We start from the raw sequence: 14,815 nt of genomic DNA, 5'->3' as shown, positions 1-14,815 counted from the left end.
CGACAAACGCTATTTAGCTGAATCGAGCGCTTTTGAAAATGTAAGCGAAACTGACGAGCGCTATTTTGTCCGAAACGCCGAATCCGGTAGCTAAAAATGCGAAATAAGGCTGCTCACCAGCGTTAGAACGCCAAATCGATCATTTTCAGCGGAATAAGCTCTGTAGCAAGCGTTAGCCCAGCCAAACAATCCAAGGATAAGCGCCCGCGCTTCAGCGGACTTTTTTCTTGGGCGCAGAAAGCAGCCGCATCTCGCTTTAACGCTTCACCGAAATGAAACTTTCTGGCGTGCAACGTCTCGCGAATACCCGTCTTTGCGGCAGCTTTTTAAGCGAGACAGCGATTGGAAACGGCAAGCACGTTGCGGGCGAGGGCTCGATATAGCTCGCTGATCTCCGCCTCTGCCGCATCGATTCGGTTCATCGTCAGCCTCCCGCTGCCGTTCCCGGCCAAATGCCGCTTCCAGCAAGACGAACCCATCTTCCATTCGAAAGACGGGTTCATGCCTCTGATATGGTCCGAGGGCTTCACGGCGATCATGATGCCAGGAAGCCCCTTCTGGAGATGACCGCTCAGCCGTCATATTAACTGACGCTAGTTAAAATCCACTTGTCCACCGCATAGGCGATGCCGTCTTCGTGCAACGTCTTCGTGACAAACCGCGCCTTCCCCTTCAGCTCGTCGCCCGCATTACCCATAGCGATGCCGGTGCCGACCGACTCCAGCATTTCCAGATCGTTCAGCCCGTCGCCGAAAGCGGCTGCTTCGCCCGAGGAGATGCCCAGATGCTCCATCAGCCGGTACAGCCCGACCGCCTTGTTCATGCCGCCCGGGTTGATATCGAACGCCCAATCGCGCCAGCGGTGCAGGTAATAGGCGCCAGGCTCGGCGCCGACGTAAGCGTGCTGCTCGTCCTCGCGGCCAAATACGATGCACTGGTATATATCCGGCACGTCATCGCCCGAACGAAGCAGAATCGGCTCCATAAAGCCGATCTCCTGCTGGGCTTGGCGAAAATAATCGCAGTGCTCCCGGTTCGTGAACATGCTGTCCGAGCTGTATAAAAGCAGCGTATGCCCCGCCCGTTCGGCCTCCTGCAGCCAGCGGGCTACCGTCTCCTTAAGAAAAGCGGTCCCGAACGCCGTCTTGCCGCGGTAGCCGATATGGCTTCCGTTGCAGGTCACCGCCCAGTCGATGCCGAGCTCCCGGCGAAGTCCCGCTATCTCGTACTCGCTGCGTCCGGTGCACAGCACGACCGTCACGCCACTCTCCTTCAGCCTGGCGACCGCGGCCTTCGTCGATTCGGGCAAATAATCCCGGTCTCTGAGCGTGCCGTCCACATCGAATGCTGCCAATTTGATCATCTCGCGCCACTCCATTTCTGTATACCAATGATGAAGGCATCATCGTCTTCTGCTTTCGATTATACCAGAGACCGCCGGGCTTGGGCGCAGACGGGCGATATTTTCCTGTGGATAACCTTCTCTGTGGATATGTTGACGGATACAGCTTAACCTATACACAAAAGGGCTCCGATCGCTGTGAATATTGTGAACAACATTGTGGATAACTGCGTCTTGGCGCACTTTTTCCTGTGCATATCTCGCCGCGACGCCCGCCATGCGGCCGCCCCGTCCAGTCCCTTCCGGGCTTGTCGATCAAATCCCGAATCACCTGCGCCTTCGCTTCTTCCAGCGGATAGCCTATCGGGTATGTGAATGAATGAGAACGCCGGATGGCCCTGAACAGTTCTCGAGTTCATTAATATTTTTAGGGCTGAACATTGCACAAGCGGGCTGTGACTTGCGGAGATGATACTCACCTTTTCGTAAGTACCTGTTCTAAAAGTGCATACTTACAAAATGACAGCGGACGTTTTATACTCAGGACACATCCTATCTTGAAAATTCGACGAAGCTTATCGGCGAATTTTCAACACCGAAGGTGACGACCGATGACGATAGGAATCGCCTGTCATAGATCTTTTTTGCAAGGAGGCCCGCATTTTGAAAACACTTGTGATCGTTACTCACCCCAGCATCGAAACCTCTGTCATTAACAAGCGATGGAAGGAAGAACTCCTGAAATACCCGGAGAAATATACGGTTCACGAACTGGCCAAGGCTTACCCTGACGGAAATATCGACGTGAACAAAGAACAAGCACTCGTGGAATCGCACGGCAATCTTGTTTTGCAGTTTCCTGTCTATTGGTTTAACTGTCCGCCGCTGCTCAAAAAATGGCTGGACGACGTGTTCGCTTACGGGTGGGCTTACGGTTCCACTGGGGATAAATTGAAAAATCGCAAAGTCGCTTTGGCGGTATCTGCGGGAATACGGAGAGAGGATTACAGCGAAACCGGAAGATACCGGTACACGCTGGGACAAATATTGGTTCCGTTCGAAACGACGTTCCGGTACTGCGGTGCGGATTATCGTTCGTTCTTCGCGCATTACGGCAATGAGCAGGAGCCCGGCGGCAATGTGCCCGGTGCCGAAACCGAATCGCCTGCAGACGCATTGGAGCAAAGCGCTAAGGATTATTTGCGCTTTATCGACAATATGTAATAAACAGCGCTTGCAAAAAAAAGAAGTATTTTCTTCATTCAGGAATTACTTCTTTTGCTGTGAAGCAACCGCTATCCCTGCGGCTGCAGTGCGCTTTCCCGCTCGGGCAGACGGTTGTTTTCTCCCCACTCGCACATCATGTTTAACAAAGGAACGAGGGAAAGTCCGCGCTCCGATAGCGAGTATTCGACTTTTGGCGGGACTTGGGGGAATTCCTTCCTGATGATCAGGCCGTCGGCCTCCAGCTCCTTCAGCATGACGCTGAGCGTTTTGAACGAAATCGTGCCGATGCTTCGTTTCAGCTCGTTGTGCCGCATGACCTTATGCTCGGCCAGCTTGTATATAATGATCATTTTGTATTTGCCGCCGATTAAAGATAGCGTGTATCCAAAGCCGGTATCCTTCAAGTCTACGCCTGTCGGAACACAGGTTTCGCGCCGCACTGGCTGCACTCTCCTTTGCTGGCCTATATGTTCAGAGGCATGTGCTTTACATTTTATTATGCAAGCTTGCGGCAAGGATGTAAAGCATGCCGGGGCGCGAGCCGAGCGCCGCCTTGCGCCCGTGCCAGCTTGCGACGCGGCTTGCGGCAAGTCGGCCGCACGAAAAAAGCTTCCCGCCACAGAATAGCGGAAAGCTTGTCGGTTTAAGGCCTGGCGGCCGCTTCGGTGCGGCGGGTCCGGACGATGCGCGCCAGCGGGTGCAGCCGGCCGCTTACTCGCCCGGCAGCTGCTTCGGCGGCGCGCCGAACCATTTGGCGTACAGCGCGCTGTAGGTGCCGTCCTTCACAACGGCGGCGATCGCCTCGTTGATGCGGCCGATATATTTGCTGCGTTTTTGACCCATGACGCCGTAGCTTTCTTTGTTCAGCATCCCGCCGACGATCTTCACCTTGCCGTCGCCGTTCGTCTGGATATAATCGTGAACGTTGCGTTCGTCGAAAATGACGGCATCGACAGCTTTATTTTTCAGCTGGTCGTACGCTTCGGATATGTCGGGGTAGCCGCGAACCTCTCTGATCCCCGGAATCCCGCTGGCATACAAATAAGCCGTCGATCCGGTGCGCGTCGCCACCACCTTGTCAGCCAAATCGTCTTTCCCCTGGATGTCCTTGTTATCCTTGTGTGTAGCAATCACCAGCCCCGTGTCGAAATACGGATCGGAAAAGGCGACGTTGTCCTTGCGGGCTTTGTTGATCGTCATTCCCGCAATAGCGAGGTCGACCTCGCCGCTTTGCACGGCCTTGTTCATTTCCCCGTAGGACAGCGGCACCAGGTCGTACTTCAGGTTCGCTTTCCGGGCGATCGCCTCCCATAATTCCACCTCGAAGCCCTTATTTTGCCCCGCTTCCGTATAGGTGAACGGGCGAAAATTGCTCTCAATGCCTACCTTGAGGGTCTTCTGGTTGCCGCCGCAGCCCGCCGCGGACAGCATCGCCAGCATGACGGCCAGCAGCCCGATCCCCCGCTTGCTCCATAAGCCCATACTCATTGCTTGTTGCACCCTCCTTCGCATGGTAAACAAAGGTATTGTTTGCCATAGCTTGGGCTGTTATTCAAGCAAACGGCAAGATCGCTGCAGGCGATCGTTTCCCGGATTACAGCGCTTTGCTCATCAGCACCGTGCGAACCGGAAAGCCGTTCGGGTTAACGACGGTCTCTTCCTGATCGACGCAGTAACCGACGGAGCGATACATGTTTCGCGTAACAGACAGGCGAACTCTGCACTGAAGCTTCAGAATACCGCGGCAAGCTTCGCTAGGGCAAGCCTTTTGCGTTGCCCCATTGGCCTGAACATCGGCACGAAGCGCGAGATCTGATCCGATCGGAATCGAGAAAAATGGTCTTGACAATGCAGGTAGGTTCCTTTTATTGTTAATATGTCGATTTTGATATTGATAATCATTATCATATTAACTTTTGCATTCATTTCCACGGAGGAGAAGGAGAATGAACATGAAGCCGCGATGGATGTATTTGACGCTTGCTTGTGTGCTGCTTCTGAGCGCCTGCGGCGGACAAGCGACGGCGCCGGCCGACACCGGAGGCGTCGCTGCTGAGAACAAGCCAGCCGAGACCATCATTTACCAATCCGAGGACGGGCCTGTCGAGGTGCCTGCCCATCCGCAGCGCGTCGTTGTCTTGTCCAATTTTACCGGGCATGTGATGGCTTTGGGCGTTCCGCTCGTCGGCGTCGACAAGTGGGCCAAATCGAATCCCCGGTTCAGCGAAGCTTTGCAAAACGTGGCGGAAGTATCGGACGAAAGCCTGGAAAAAGTGATGGAGCTGGAGCCCGATCTGATCATCGGCGAGTCGAAAACCAAAAACATCGAGCAATTTCGGCGAATCGCCCCGACGGTGACCATCTCCTATGGCAAAACGGACTACTTGTCGCGATTTATCGAAATCGGCAAGCTGCTGAACAAGGAGAAGGAAGCGCGGGCATGGATTGACGATTTCCAGAAGCGCGCGAAGCAGGCAGGCGAAGAGATCCGGGCCAAAATCGGCGAAGACGCCACCGTCACTGTGTTCGAAAGCTACGAGAAGGCGCTTTACGTCTTCGGGGACAATTGGGGCCGCGGCACGGAAATTGTATATCAGGAAATGAAGCTCGGCATGCCGGAGAAGGTGAAGGAGCATGCGCTCAAGGAAGGCTATCACATGCTTTCCCTGGAGGTGCTGCCCGAGTTTGCCGGCGATTACATGATTCTCAGCAAGGACGGGAGTGCGGATCTCTCCTTCCAGGATACGGAAACGTACCGGAATATCCCTGCCGTCAAAAACAACCGCGTGTTCGAGGTTGATGCCAGAACGTTTTTCTACAACGATCCGGTGACGCTGGAATATCAAATGGAGTTCATCACGAGCCGTTTCCTCGGCAAGTAAGCCGGAGAGGGGCGCACATGGCGTGCGAGCAAGCAGCGAAGCATCAAACAACCAGGCGCACGGGTCATGCCGATTATAGCGCAGACCAAGCTTGAATGCCGCCGCTTGCTCGCCATCGTCAACCCGGGTAACGGACAATTGGCAGGCTAGAGATCATTATTGTCGTCTCTTCCAGCGAACGGCACTCAGTATCGTTCAGAACGAAACTGAGGAACGCTATTTGGTCAGAAACGCCCATTCGGGTCGCCCAAAATGCCGAATAATACTGCTCACTTGCGTTACAATGTCAAATCTAGCGTTTCAAGTAAAATAAGCTCTGTGGCTAGCGTTAGCACTAGTCCAGTCACCATTCAATAGTGTTTATTCGAAGTTTTCAAACCAACATAGCTAAACTACAACATATTCATTCCAAATACTTTCAAATTCCTCTTTACTTATCTGCATTGGAATAAACTAGTTAAACTTTCTGTAACGTTAAACGAACGCGCCTCGAGGGGTCTTGGGCACTCCCTGCGAAGCGCGTTTGCTAAAATGTTACCCGGACAATTGCCCCCCGCATTACCGCGCCGGCCTGTAAGGGCTCTGCTCCTTGTACTGCAGCTCGTACAGGCGGTAATAGTAGCCGCGCTGGGCAATAAGCTGATAATGGTTGCCGATCTCGCGTACCTTGCCCTTGTGCATGACGACGATCTGGTCGGCGTGCTGGATCGTCGAGAGGCGGTGGGCGACGATCAGCGTCGTCCGGCCCTGCGAGATGTTGTGCAAGGCGTCCTGTACGATCAGCTCCGTCTCCGTGTCGATGTTGGAGGTCGCCTCGTCGAGAATCAGGATTTGCGGCTGATGGGCGATCGCCCGGGCGAACGACAGCAGCTGGCGCTGGCCGAGCGACAGGTTGATGCCCCGCTCGCCGAGCTGCGTGGCGTAGCCGTCCGGCAAGCTGCGCACATAGTCGTCCATATGTACCATGCGCGCCGCTTCCCTCACCTGCTCGTCGGTGATTTCATGATCGTTCAGCCGGATATTCGAAGCGATGTCGCCGGTGAACAGGAAGACGTCCTGCTGCACGACGCTGATCGAGCGGCGCAGCTCATCCAGCGGAATATCGCGAATATCGATGCCGTCGAGCTTGATGCTGCCCTTCTGGATGTCGTAGAAGCGGTTGATCAGCTGAATGATCGAGCTTTTGCCCGCGCCGGTCGCGCCGACGAAGGCGACGGTCTGGCCCGGCTGGATCGTGAAGCTGACGTCCTTGAGCACCCATTCTCCTTCATTGTAAGCGAACCAGACATGCTCGAAGCGAATTTCGCCGCGCACCCGCTCCGGCAAATGCTTCGGATTGTCGCTGCAGGCGATGGCCGGCTTCTCGTCCAGCATGTCGAAGATCCGCTCCGCGCCGACCATCGCCTGCTGAATCTGGTTGTATTTCTCGGCCAGACTCATCAGGGGCTGGAAAAACTGGCGCACATAGTGCGTAAAGGCGTACACGATACCGAACGTGATGCTGCTGTCGATGACTTTGACTCCGCCGTACCAGAGCAGCAGCGCGATGGCCAGATTGCCCATCATGCCGATCGCCGGCTGAAAGATCGAGTTGATGACCGTGCCGCGCATCCCGGCCCGGTAATACGCGGTATTGTGATAGTCGAACTGCTCCCGCTGCCGCTCCTCGCGAATGAACAGCTGCGTAATCCGGATGCCGGACAAGTTCTCGGCGAGGAAGGCGTTCAGCCGCGACAAAATGGTGCGCGTCCGGCGCTGCGCCTCCCGCACGACGCGGCGGTACCAGAACGTCAGCAGCGCCAGCACCGGGATGACGGTGAACGACAGCAGCGCCAGCTCCACGCTCATGTGCAGCATGACGGCGACGATGCCGACGAGGACGATGACGTCCTTGACCAGGTTGACGACGACCTGGGAGTACAGCTGGTTCAAAGACTCCGTATCCTGCGTCACCCGCACGACGAGCCGTCCGACCGGATTGCGGTCGAAATAGGACATCGACATCCGGCTCAGATGGTTGAACAGCTGCTGGCGGATGTTGAAAATGATCGTCTGCCCCGTATACTGCAGCAGGTTGCTCTGCAGATAGCTGAGCGCCGCCGCGCCGATCACGGTCAGCAGGAACAGTACGCCGAGCCGGACGAAGCCGGCGTAATCCTGCGCGCGGAACGCCGCCAGCGCTGCCTCGTCCAGCGGCGCGGCCGCGAATGTGCGGCCTTCCGACAGCACCGCGGCGCGGCCGTCCGCTTCCGCCGCTTGCACGGCCGCCTGCGGCGAGCTGAGCCAGCCCGCGATCAGCCAGTACTGTCCGTCCGTACGAACGATTTGGACAGCCTCCGCGCCTTCGGGCGGCGACGCTTGCGCCGCGGCGGCGTCCTCCTCATCCAGGCGGACGTACGACTTGCCGTCCCATTCGACGACCCGGCCGTATCGCTTGAGACTCTCCGCCTGCTCCGCTCCGGCCGCCAGCATCGGCCGGTTCAGCCCGTTGATATGGCCGTCGATAACGACCTTCATAATGTACGGCCGCGCCAGGTCGGCGACGACGATCAGGAACGCCAGCGCGATGCACAGCACAATCATTTTCCAATACGGCTTGGCATAGGACAGCAGCCTTGTCAGCAGCTGGGTGTCCTTGAACTGCTTGACCGCCTTTTCCTCGTGGATGCTCCGGCTCATGCCCCCGCACCTCCCTGCACCATTCGGGGCTTGGAGCCTCCGATGTCAGTCTCCTCCTGCCGCTCCGCCTCTTCGTCGAGCAGCTGCTTATGATACATGTCCGCGTAGATGCCGCTCATGGCGAGCAGCTCCTCATGGGTGCCCCGCTCCACGATGCGCCCCTCCTCCAGCACGACGATCTGATCGGCCGACTGTACGGACGAGATCCGATGCCCGATAATGATCGTCGTTCGCCGGTTCATGACCGACTTGAGCCCTTCCAGAATCAAATCCTCGGTAATCGTATCGACCGCCGATAAGCTGTCGTCGAAGATAAGAATCGACGGCCGCTTGATGATCGCCCGGGCGATGCTGACGCGCTGGCGCTGTCCGCCGGACAGCGAGATGCCCCGCTCTCCGAGCGCCGTATCAAACTGATCGGGGAACTCGACGATATTGTCGTACACCTGGGCAATCTTCGCCGCCTGCTCCACCTCTTCGTCCGTATACGGATGCGGGTCGAAGCCGATGTTGTCGCGGATCGTGGATGAGAACAGGAATTGGTCCTGCGGCACGATGCCGATCTGCCCGCGCAGCGTGCGCAGCGGAATTTCGTGAATATCGTGACCGTCGATGAAGATCGTGCCCTGCGGCGGATTGTACAAGCGGACGAGCAGATGCACGAGCGTGCTCTTCCCGCTGCCGACCCGGCCGACGATCGCCAGGCTCGAGCCTTTCGGCACCTTAAGCGAAATATCCCGCAGCGCCGGACCGGGCGCTTCCGGGTACGAGAAGGTCAAGTTGCGGATCTCGATGCTCCCTTGGATCTCGTCAATCTCCGGCTTCGCCATCTCGTCGTCGACGATGTCCGGCTGCGTATTGAAAATTTCCAGCAGCCGCTTCTCCGAGGCGCGGCCGCGCTGCAGGATATTGACGACTTTGCCCAAGTTCTCGATCGGCCCCATGAGCAGCGACAAATACGTGTTGAAGGCGACGAATTCCCCCAGCGTAATGATATCCTTCATGACCATAACGCCTCCGATAATGACGGAGACGAGGAAGCTGAAGCCGACGATCCCGGCGCTCAGCGAGCCGAACAGCGAGTTGGAACGGACGAACCTGCGGTTCATATCGACCGCATGCTGATTGTCCCTGGTGAACAGCTCGCGCTCCGCCTTCTCCTGCACGAACGCCTTGACGACGCGAATGCCTGCGGTAAATTCCTGCACCCGGCTCGTCATGTTGCCGATGGCCACCTGCATGTCCGCCGACTGCTGCTGAATGCGGCGGTTGAACTTGTAGGCCAGCAGGCTGAGCAAAGGCAGCGGCAGCATCGTTAGCAGCGTCAGCCAAGGATTGACCGAGCTCACCATCGCCACGATCGAGATGACGATCAGCAAAAGCGCTTCCAGAACGTTATAATAGCCTTGCATCGTTACCTCGCGAATGACCCCGACGTCGCTGATGGCGTGCGACATCAGATCGCCGATCCGCTGATTGTTGAAATATTGGGCGGACAGCTTCTCCCAATGCGAGAACAGCTCGCCGCGCACCCTCATCTCCAGCTGCCGCGACAGGCGGAACAGGTAGATTCGCGACCAGGAGCGGAAGAAAGCGATGCCGAAGGCGACGGCCGCCATCCAGAGAGCAAAATCGACCGCTTCCCGGTACGTCAGCGAGCCGATCTGCAGATTGTCGGTGAAGCGCCCGAGCAGCCATGGTATCAGCAGTTGAAGCAAGCTAGATATGGACAATAATGCGAATCCCATCACATAGGCCCACTTGTGGGATTGGATATGCGTCCGGAAAATATCCTTTCTCTCCATGCGTTCTCCTCCTGCCGAATGAAACAGACTATTGTAAGGGTAACTCGAAGCGGAGGGAGATGCCATGGATATCCTTGCCGCAAATCATGTACTATTTTACTTTTTCAAACCGCCAAATATGGATTTTCTCTCTCCCTCCGTCCACCCATTCGCCCAATGGAGCAAAGTGCCGGTATACATCCGCTGCTGCCCCGGATTCGCTCCCGCTCCGCCGGCGCGCCCGCTTCATGTCGGCATAGGCCGCTTCATCGATTCCTTGCCAAACCTCCACAAACAGGTTCCTTTGGTCCGTCCCCTCATATAATGTGCATTGCGGATAATGAGCTTTCACCGATTCCGCCCACGCCAGGTAAAGCTCCCGGCACGCCGGCTTCAGACGGTATTCGACAAAAACGAGACACATTTTTTTGCGCTCCTTTGCTTTATTTTAATGAAGAAAATGATACACTAATGATAATAATGAGCATGATGTATACTTTGATTGAAGCGGTTCGTTCCGAAAAGCTTGGAGGATGATGCACATGGACACGGGTACCCACCTCGTCATCGGCCTGGGCCTCGCAGGTCTGGCTCACGTCGATCCTGTGGTGGCCTCTGATTCTGCAGTCGCGACAGCCATAATGATCGGTACGATCATCGGTTCGCAAGCTCCCGACTTCGATACGGTGCTTCGGCTGCGCGGCAACGCAACGTACATTAAGAATCACCGGGGCCTGTCCCACTCGCTCCCGGCTATCGCTATCTGGACGCTGCTGATTACGGGCGGGCTCGCCCTGTTCTTCGACGGGCTGCCGATCGCTACAGCGCTGTTATGGGTGTTCATCGCCGTGGCGTTTCACGTCTTTACCGATTTGTTCAACACCTATGGGACGCAGGCGGCGCGGCCTTTTTCGAACAAGTGGATTTCGTGGAATATCATTCACATCTTCGATCCCGTTATTTTTATTTCGCACGTGCTGGCCATCTTCCTCTGGGCTGTGCATCTGGTCGAGCCGGAGAGGCTGTTCCCGCTCCTGTACGCTTTCCTGGCGCTCTATTATGTATGGAGGACCTGGGTGCATTACCGTCTGGAATCGACTGCGCACCGCAGCGATCCGCAGTACGCGAAAGGCGACAAATATACGTTCATCCCGACCGTGAACCTGCATCACTGTCAAGTCGTCAAAAGCCAGGCGAACGGCTCCTATATGCTGGGCGAGTATAAGAACGACAAGCTGCAATGGATCGACTGCGTGCGCTGCGATGTGCACCCTGCCGTCGAAGCGTCGAAGAAGCATCCGAATATCGCTTCTCTCCTGTATTTTACGTCCTTCGCCTGCGCCGATGTCAAGGAGCATGAATGGGGCTACGAGGTGCGCTGGATGGACGTCCGCTACCGCCACCGCAAGCAGTATCCGTTCGTGGCCGTGCTGCTTATGGACCGGCAGTACCAGACGATCGATTCTTATGTCGGATGGCTCAGCGAATCGCGATTGGGGAAAAGACTGCGGGTCGACCTGTATTAGTCCGGCCCGCTTTTTTTGGGCTTTCGCAAGACGCCGATTTACAAGCGAAGCCTTCGTATCGCAACATGAAAAGCTCAAGGAGCATTGCGCTCCTTGAGCCCCTATTGATGAGACGCTTGATGCCTTCACTTGTCGCCGTGATTAGCGAGCTTGGCCGCCTGCCAGCTGTTGCTCGGCGATTTGAACCAAGCGGCGAGTGATATGACCACCGATCGCGCCCGTGTCGCGAGTAGCCATATAACCGTAGTAACCGTCTTGCGGAATTTGAATGCCAAGTTCTTGGGCAACCTCATACTTCATTTGATCCAGAGCTTGCGAAGCTTGAGGAACAACCAATACGTTGCTGCTGCGGGATTGACCTGCACCCATGTTCAGCACTCCTTTCAATGGAATGAATGTCTTTGATGTATTTGCAAGCTTGCAAGCTTATTATGCGACGCATCCACAAAACTATACGCACCTTTTGAAAAAAGATGATCTCTCATCCATCGCCGTCTCGAAAGGAGTTGAACACCGTGCCCAAAGGTCTCGCATTGCTATTTGCCGTCATCGCCACCGTGCTGCTCGGTAGCATCAGTTATTTCATGGCCGCCGGACAAGCCGGGATGGCGATCATCTGCTCGCTCATCGCCGTCCTGTTCATGGGATTCGGCTTCGCCGTCAAAGCCAGGATGAGAAAAAAGAAGGGCTAAGGGTGCTTTACAGCACCACAAAGCCCATTTTTTCTTTGACCTGCTTAAGCGTCGCCGCCGCCAGCTCGGAAGCCCGCTCCCGGCCTTGCCGCAGCACGTCATGCAGCTCGCCCGAGGCGCGAATTTCCCGGTAGCGCGCCTGGATCGGCTCCAGCACGGCGACTACCGCTTCGGCCAAATCTTTCTTGAACGGGCCGTAGCCCTGCCCTTCATACCTTGCTTCGATCTCGGCCAGCGATAGATCCGAGCACATCGAGTAAATGCTCATCAGGTTGCTGATCTCCGGCTTATTCGCCGGATCGTATTTCACCTCGCGGCCCGAATCGGTCACCGCGCGGCTGATCTTCTTGCGGATGACGTCCGGCTCGTCAAGCATGGCGATATAGCTGCCGGGATTCGGATTGCTCTTGCTCATCTTCTTCGACGCATCGTCCAGCGACATGATGCGGGCGCCGACCTCCGGATAATACGGCTCCGGGAGCTTGAACATGTCGCCGTAGCGCGTATTGAAGCGGTGCGCCAAATCTCTCGTAATCTCGAGATGCTGCCGCTGGTCGTCGCCGACGGGAACCAGGTCCGCGTTATACAGCAAAATATCGGCAGCCATCAGCGACGGATACGTGAACAGGCCGACGCCGACCGACTCCTTGCCGGCCGATTTTTCCTTGAACTGGGTCATTCGCTCCAGCTCTCCCATGTACGACAGCGTCGTCATGATCCAGCCGAGCTCCGCATGCTCGCTCACGGTCGATTGCAGGAAGATCGTCGCCTTGGACGGATCGATGCCTGCCGCAAGATACAGGGCGCTGACTGCCTCGCTCTGCTCGCGAAGCGCCTCAGGCTCCTGGGGCACGGTGATCGCGTGCAAATCAACGACCATAAAATAGCAGTCGTGCGTGTGCTGCAGTTTGACATAGTTTTTCAATGCGCCGATGTAGTTGCCCAGCGTCAACCGTCCGCTAGGCTGCATGCCGGATAGTACGCGCAGATTGGCCATGGCTTATTCCTCCTTCATGATCCTTCGAATCAGATTCAGGTCAGGGAACGCAAAAAAGGCCCTCCGCCCGCAAGGGACGATAGGACCGTGGTGCCACCCTTATTCGTTCACAAAAACGCCTGCAACCCCGCTCCTCCTCACGGCGGTGCAAGGCTTGTCTGAACCTCTGATGCCCCGTAACGGAGGGCTGCCGGCAGATGCATACTGATGCGGCGCTCGTCGCTTATCGCTGCTCCCGGGTCTCGCTGCTCCCGGGTCGGGCCTGTTCCGCACGTTCCGCCTGCTGCTCAGGGATCCATTCGCTTCGTCCGCCCGCCCGCCGGTTCCCAGCCTTCCCGGCTCTCTGTGGAGCTGATTCGTCCGCCTACTTGTTCCCGTCATCGCTTTGCTGTATTGGCATTAATATAGCCGAAACGGTTTCGCCTTGTCAACTTCTTTTGCAAGCTTGTCCCTCCCCCCAAAAAACGTGTCCTATAGGCAGTACAAGCTGCATACGCTATAATAGATGATAAATATTACGAATATAAAAAGGAGAACCGCCTATGCCCGCGTCGCTGCTTCGCTGGGGACCTGCGCTGACCGCCTTGCTCTGCCTGGTCCTCCTCGGCCTCATTATCGCCGACAAGCCGCTGCCCGATCTGAGCTTTCTGCAGGCGGACGGGCTGCAAAACTTCAAGACCTTGTTTCTCAGCATTATATTGGAAGCTTTTCCGTTCGTGCTGCTGGGCGTGCTCGTCTCGGCGCTCTTGCAAATGTTCGTTTCCGAGCAGACCCTCCGCAGGCTTATGCCCAAAAATCCGCTGCTCGGCATCGGCTTCGCCTGCGTCGCCGGGCTTATTTTTCCGCTGTGCGAATGCGGGATGATTCCCGTCATCCGGCGCTTGATGAGAAAGGGCATGCCTGTCTATATCGCCGTCGTGTTCATTCTCGTCGGGCCGATTATCAATCCCGTCGTCTTCGCCTCGACGTTCATGGCGTTTCGCAGCCGGCCGGAAATCGCCTATTCGCGAATGGCGCTCGCCTTTATTGTCGCGTTCGCGATCGGCTGGCTCGTCTATAAGCTCGTCAGAACGAATCCGCTGAGGCTCGCCGGGGCGAATTCGCGGCATGGGCAGCCGCACCGGCACGACCATGGCCCTGTTCCAGGCGGCATACAATCGCGGGCCCAGCCCGACCGCCGCCCGGCCGCCTTACATGCGGGGCACGATCACCGCCATCCTCATGATCACCATCACGACCATGCCCATGCGCACGGCGCCGGGTTCAAGGGCAAAGTGACCGGGGTGCTCGGCCACGCCTCGGACGAGTTTTTCGACATGGGCAAATATTTGATCTTCGGCGCCATGCTGACGGCGCTTATCCAGACGCTCGTCGCCAGGGAGAGCCTCGTTGCCATCGGCCAGGGGGAATTCAGCTCGCATCTGTTCATGATGGGGCTCGCTTATGTGCTGTCGCTCTGCTCGACCTCGGATGCGTTCGTCGCCTCGTCGTTTACGACGACCTTTTCGACAGGCTCGCTGCTTACCTTTCTCGTGTTCGGCCCGATGCTCGATATCAAAGGCACGCTCATGCTGCTGTCGGCCTTCCGCGCCCGCTTCGTGCTACTAATGTCGGCGCTCGTCATCGTCGTTGTGCTGGCCGCGTCGCTGCTGTTCGAACGGCTATTTTTTGCTTAAGTAAAGGAGT

General features: G+C 56.6%; 14 protein-coding genes. 5 read left to right on the top strand and 9 right to left on the bottom strand.

Annotation, left to right across the window (positions count from 1 at the left end):
- Positions 1-326: 326 nt before the first annotated feature.
- Positions 327-539 (bottom strand): hypothetical protein, encoded by a 213-nt coding sequence (locus tag F591_RS0109835; RefSeq protein ID WP_019534429.1) that lies wholly within the window; start codon positions 537-539, stop codon positions 327-329.
- 44 nt (positions 540-583) lie between these two features.
- Positions 584-1,363, bottom strand: a complete 780-nt coding sequence (locus tag F591_RS0109830) for a Cof-type HAD-IIB family hydrolase (RefSeq protein WP_019534428.1) — start codon at positions 1,361-1,363, stop codon at positions 584-586.
- Positions 1,364-2,005: 642 nt separating this feature from the next.
- Here F591_RS0109830 and F591_RS0109825 point away from each other — a divergent pair.
- Complete coding sequence (locus tag F591_RS0109825) at positions 2,006-2,566, top strand: NAD(P)H-dependent oxidoreductase (protein WP_019534427.1); 561 nt, start codon at positions 2,006-2,008, stop codon at positions 2,564-2,566.
- A gap of 71 nt (positions 2,567-2,637) precedes the next feature.
- Here the strand turns inward: F591_RS0109825 and F591_RS0109820 are convergent, their stop codons facing one another.
- Both F591_RS0109820 and F591_RS0109815 read right to left on the bottom strand, forming a co-directional pair.
- Positions 2,638-3,009, bottom strand: a complete 372-nt coding sequence (locus F591_RS0109820) for a winged helix-turn-helix transcriptional regulator (RefSeq protein ID WP_019534426.1) — start codon at positions 3,007-3,009, stop codon at positions 2,638-2,640.
- A 271-nt stretch (positions 3,010-3,280) separates the two neighbouring features.
- A complete protein-coding gene (locus F591_RS0109815; protein WP_156829506.1) occupies positions 3,281-4,057 on the bottom strand; it encodes a transporter substrate-binding domain-containing protein in 777 nt (258 codons plus the stop codon).
- A 464-nt stretch (positions 4,058-4,521) separates the two neighbouring features.
- Here F591_RS0109815 and F591_RS0109805 point away from each other — a divergent pair, with 464 nt between their 5' ends.
- On the top strand, positions 4,522-5,451 hold the full coding sequence (locus F591_RS0109805; RefSeq protein ID WP_019534423.1) for an iron-hydroxamate ABC transporter substrate-binding protein: 930 nt from the start codon (positions 4,522-4,524) through the stop codon (positions 5,449-5,451).
- A 558-nt stretch (positions 5,452-6,009) separates the two neighbouring features.
- Here F591_RS0109805 and F591_RS0109800 read toward each other — a convergent pair.
- The 3 genes from F591_RS0109800 to F591_RS0109790 form a co-directional block, all read right to left on the bottom strand.
- The gene (locus F591_RS0109800) at positions 6,010-8,130 is read right to left on the bottom strand and encodes an ABC transporter ATP-binding protein (protein ID WP_019534422.1); all 2,121 of its coding nucleotides are present in this window, start codon (positions 8,128-8,130) and stop codon (positions 6,010-6,012) included.
- The gene (locus tag F591_RS0109795; RefSeq protein ID WP_019534421.1) at positions 8,127-9,935 is read right to left on the bottom strand and encodes an ABC transporter ATP-binding protein; all 1,809 of its coding nucleotides are present in this window, start codon (positions 9,933-9,935) and stop codon (positions 8,127-8,129) included. Before F591_RS0109795 ends, F591_RS0109800 begins: the two co-directional genes overlap by 4 nt.
- Before the next feature lie 91 nt (positions 9,936-10,026).
- A complete protein-coding gene (locus tag F591_RS0109790) occupies positions 10,027-10,338 on the bottom strand; it encodes a hypothetical protein (protein WP_019534420.1) in 312 nt (103 codons plus the stop codon).
- A 118-nt stretch (positions 10,339-10,456) separates the two neighbouring features.
- On the opposite strand from F591_RS0109790, the gene F591_RS0109785 reads away from it, so the two are divergent.
- The gene (locus F591_RS0109785; RefSeq protein ID WP_019534419.1) at positions 10,457-11,440 is read left to right on the top strand and encodes a metal-dependent hydrolase; all 984 of its coding nucleotides are present in this window, start codon (positions 10,457-10,459) and stop codon (positions 11,438-11,440) included.
- Between the two features lie 141 nt (positions 11,441-11,581).
- Here F591_RS0109785 and F591_RS0109780 read toward each other — a convergent pair whose 3' ends face one another.
- Complete coding sequence (locus tag F591_RS0109780) at positions 11,582-11,809, bottom strand: alpha/beta-type small acid-soluble spore protein (RefSeq protein ID WP_019534418.1); 228 nt, start codon at positions 11,807-11,809, stop codon at positions 11,582-11,584.
- A 146-nt stretch (positions 11,810-11,955) separates the two neighbouring features.
- On the opposite strand from F591_RS0109780, the gene F591_RS31950 reads away from it, so the two are divergent.
- Positions 11,956-12,132 carry a DUF5325 family protein gene (locus F591_RS31950; protein ID WP_019534417.1) on the top strand — a complete coding sequence of 59 codons (177 nt, stop codon included), beginning with the start codon at positions 11,956-11,958 and terminating at the stop codon, positions 12,130-12,132.
- Positions 12,133-12,139: 7 nt separating this feature from the next.
- Here the strand turns inward: F591_RS31950 and trpS are convergent, their stop codons facing one another.
- On the bottom strand, positions 12,140-13,129 hold the full coding sequence (gene trpS, locus F591_RS0109770) for a tryptophan--tRNA ligase (protein ID WP_019534416.1): 990 nt from the start codon (positions 13,127-13,129) through the stop codon (positions 12,140-12,142).
- A gap of 542 nt (positions 13,130-13,671) precedes the next feature.
- Here trpS and F591_RS0109765 point away from each other — a divergent pair.
- The gene (locus tag F591_RS0109765; protein ID WP_019534415.1) at positions 13,672-14,805 is read left to right on the top strand and encodes a permease; all 1,134 of its coding nucleotides are present in this window, start codon (positions 13,672-13,674) and stop codon (positions 14,803-14,805) included.
- Positions 14,806-14,815: the final 10 nt, after the last annotated feature.

It is taken from the genome of Paenibacillus ginsengihumi DSM 21568 (genome assembly GCF_000380965.1).
In the GTDB taxonomy this organism is placed as follows: domain Bacteria; phylum Bacillota; class Bacilli; order Paenibacillales; family NBRC-103111; genus Paenibacillus_G; species Paenibacillus_G ginsengihumi.
This window is presented reverse-complemented; position numbering and strand designations above follow the sequence as displayed.

Bases quoted from the DNA above. Each gene is read 5' to 3' on its own strand.
- F591_RS0109800 (WP_019534422.1), bottom strand. From the start codon at position 8,130: ATGAGCCGGAGCATCCACGAGGAAAAGGCGGTCAAGCAGTTCAAGGAC.
- F591_RS0109790 (WP_019534420.1), bottom strand. From the start codon at position 10,338: ATGTGTCTCGTTTTTGTCGAATACCGTCTGAAGCCGGCGTGCCGGGAG.
- F591_RS0109835 (WP_019534429.1), bottom strand. From the start codon at position 539: ATGATCGCCGTGAAGCCCTCGGACCATATCAGAGGCATGAACCCGTCT.
- F591_RS0109765 (WP_019534415.1), top strand. From the start codon at position 13,672: ATGCCCGCGTCGCTGCTTCGCTGGGGACCTGCGCTGACCGCCTTGCTC.
- F591_RS0109805 (WP_019534423.1), top strand. From the start codon at position 4,522: ATGAAGCCGCGATGGATGTATTTGACGCTTGCTTGTGTGCTGCTTCTG.
- F591_RS0109815 (WP_156829506.1), bottom strand. From the start codon at position 4,057: ATGAGTATGGGCTTATGGAGCAAGCGGGGGATCGGGCTGCTGGCCGTC.
- F591_RS0109830 (WP_019534428.1), bottom strand. From the start codon at position 1,363: ATGATCAAATTGGCAGCATTCGATGTGGACGGCACGCTCAGAGACCGG.
- trpS (WP_019534416.1), bottom strand. From the start codon at position 13,129: ATGGCCAATCTGCGCGTACTATCCGGCATGCAGCCTAGCGGACGGTTG.
- F591_RS0109780 (WP_019534418.1), bottom strand. From the start codon at position 11,809: ATGGGTGCAGGTCAATCCCGCAGCAGCAACGTATTGGTTGTTCCTCAA.
- F591_RS0109785 (WP_019534419.1), top strand. From the start codon at position 10,457: ATGGACACGGGTACCCACCTCGTCATCGGCCTGGGCCTCGCAGGTCTG.
- F591_RS0109795 (WP_019534421.1), bottom strand. From the start codon at position 9,935: ATGGAGAGAAAGGATATTTTCCGGACGCATATCCAATCCCACAAGTGG.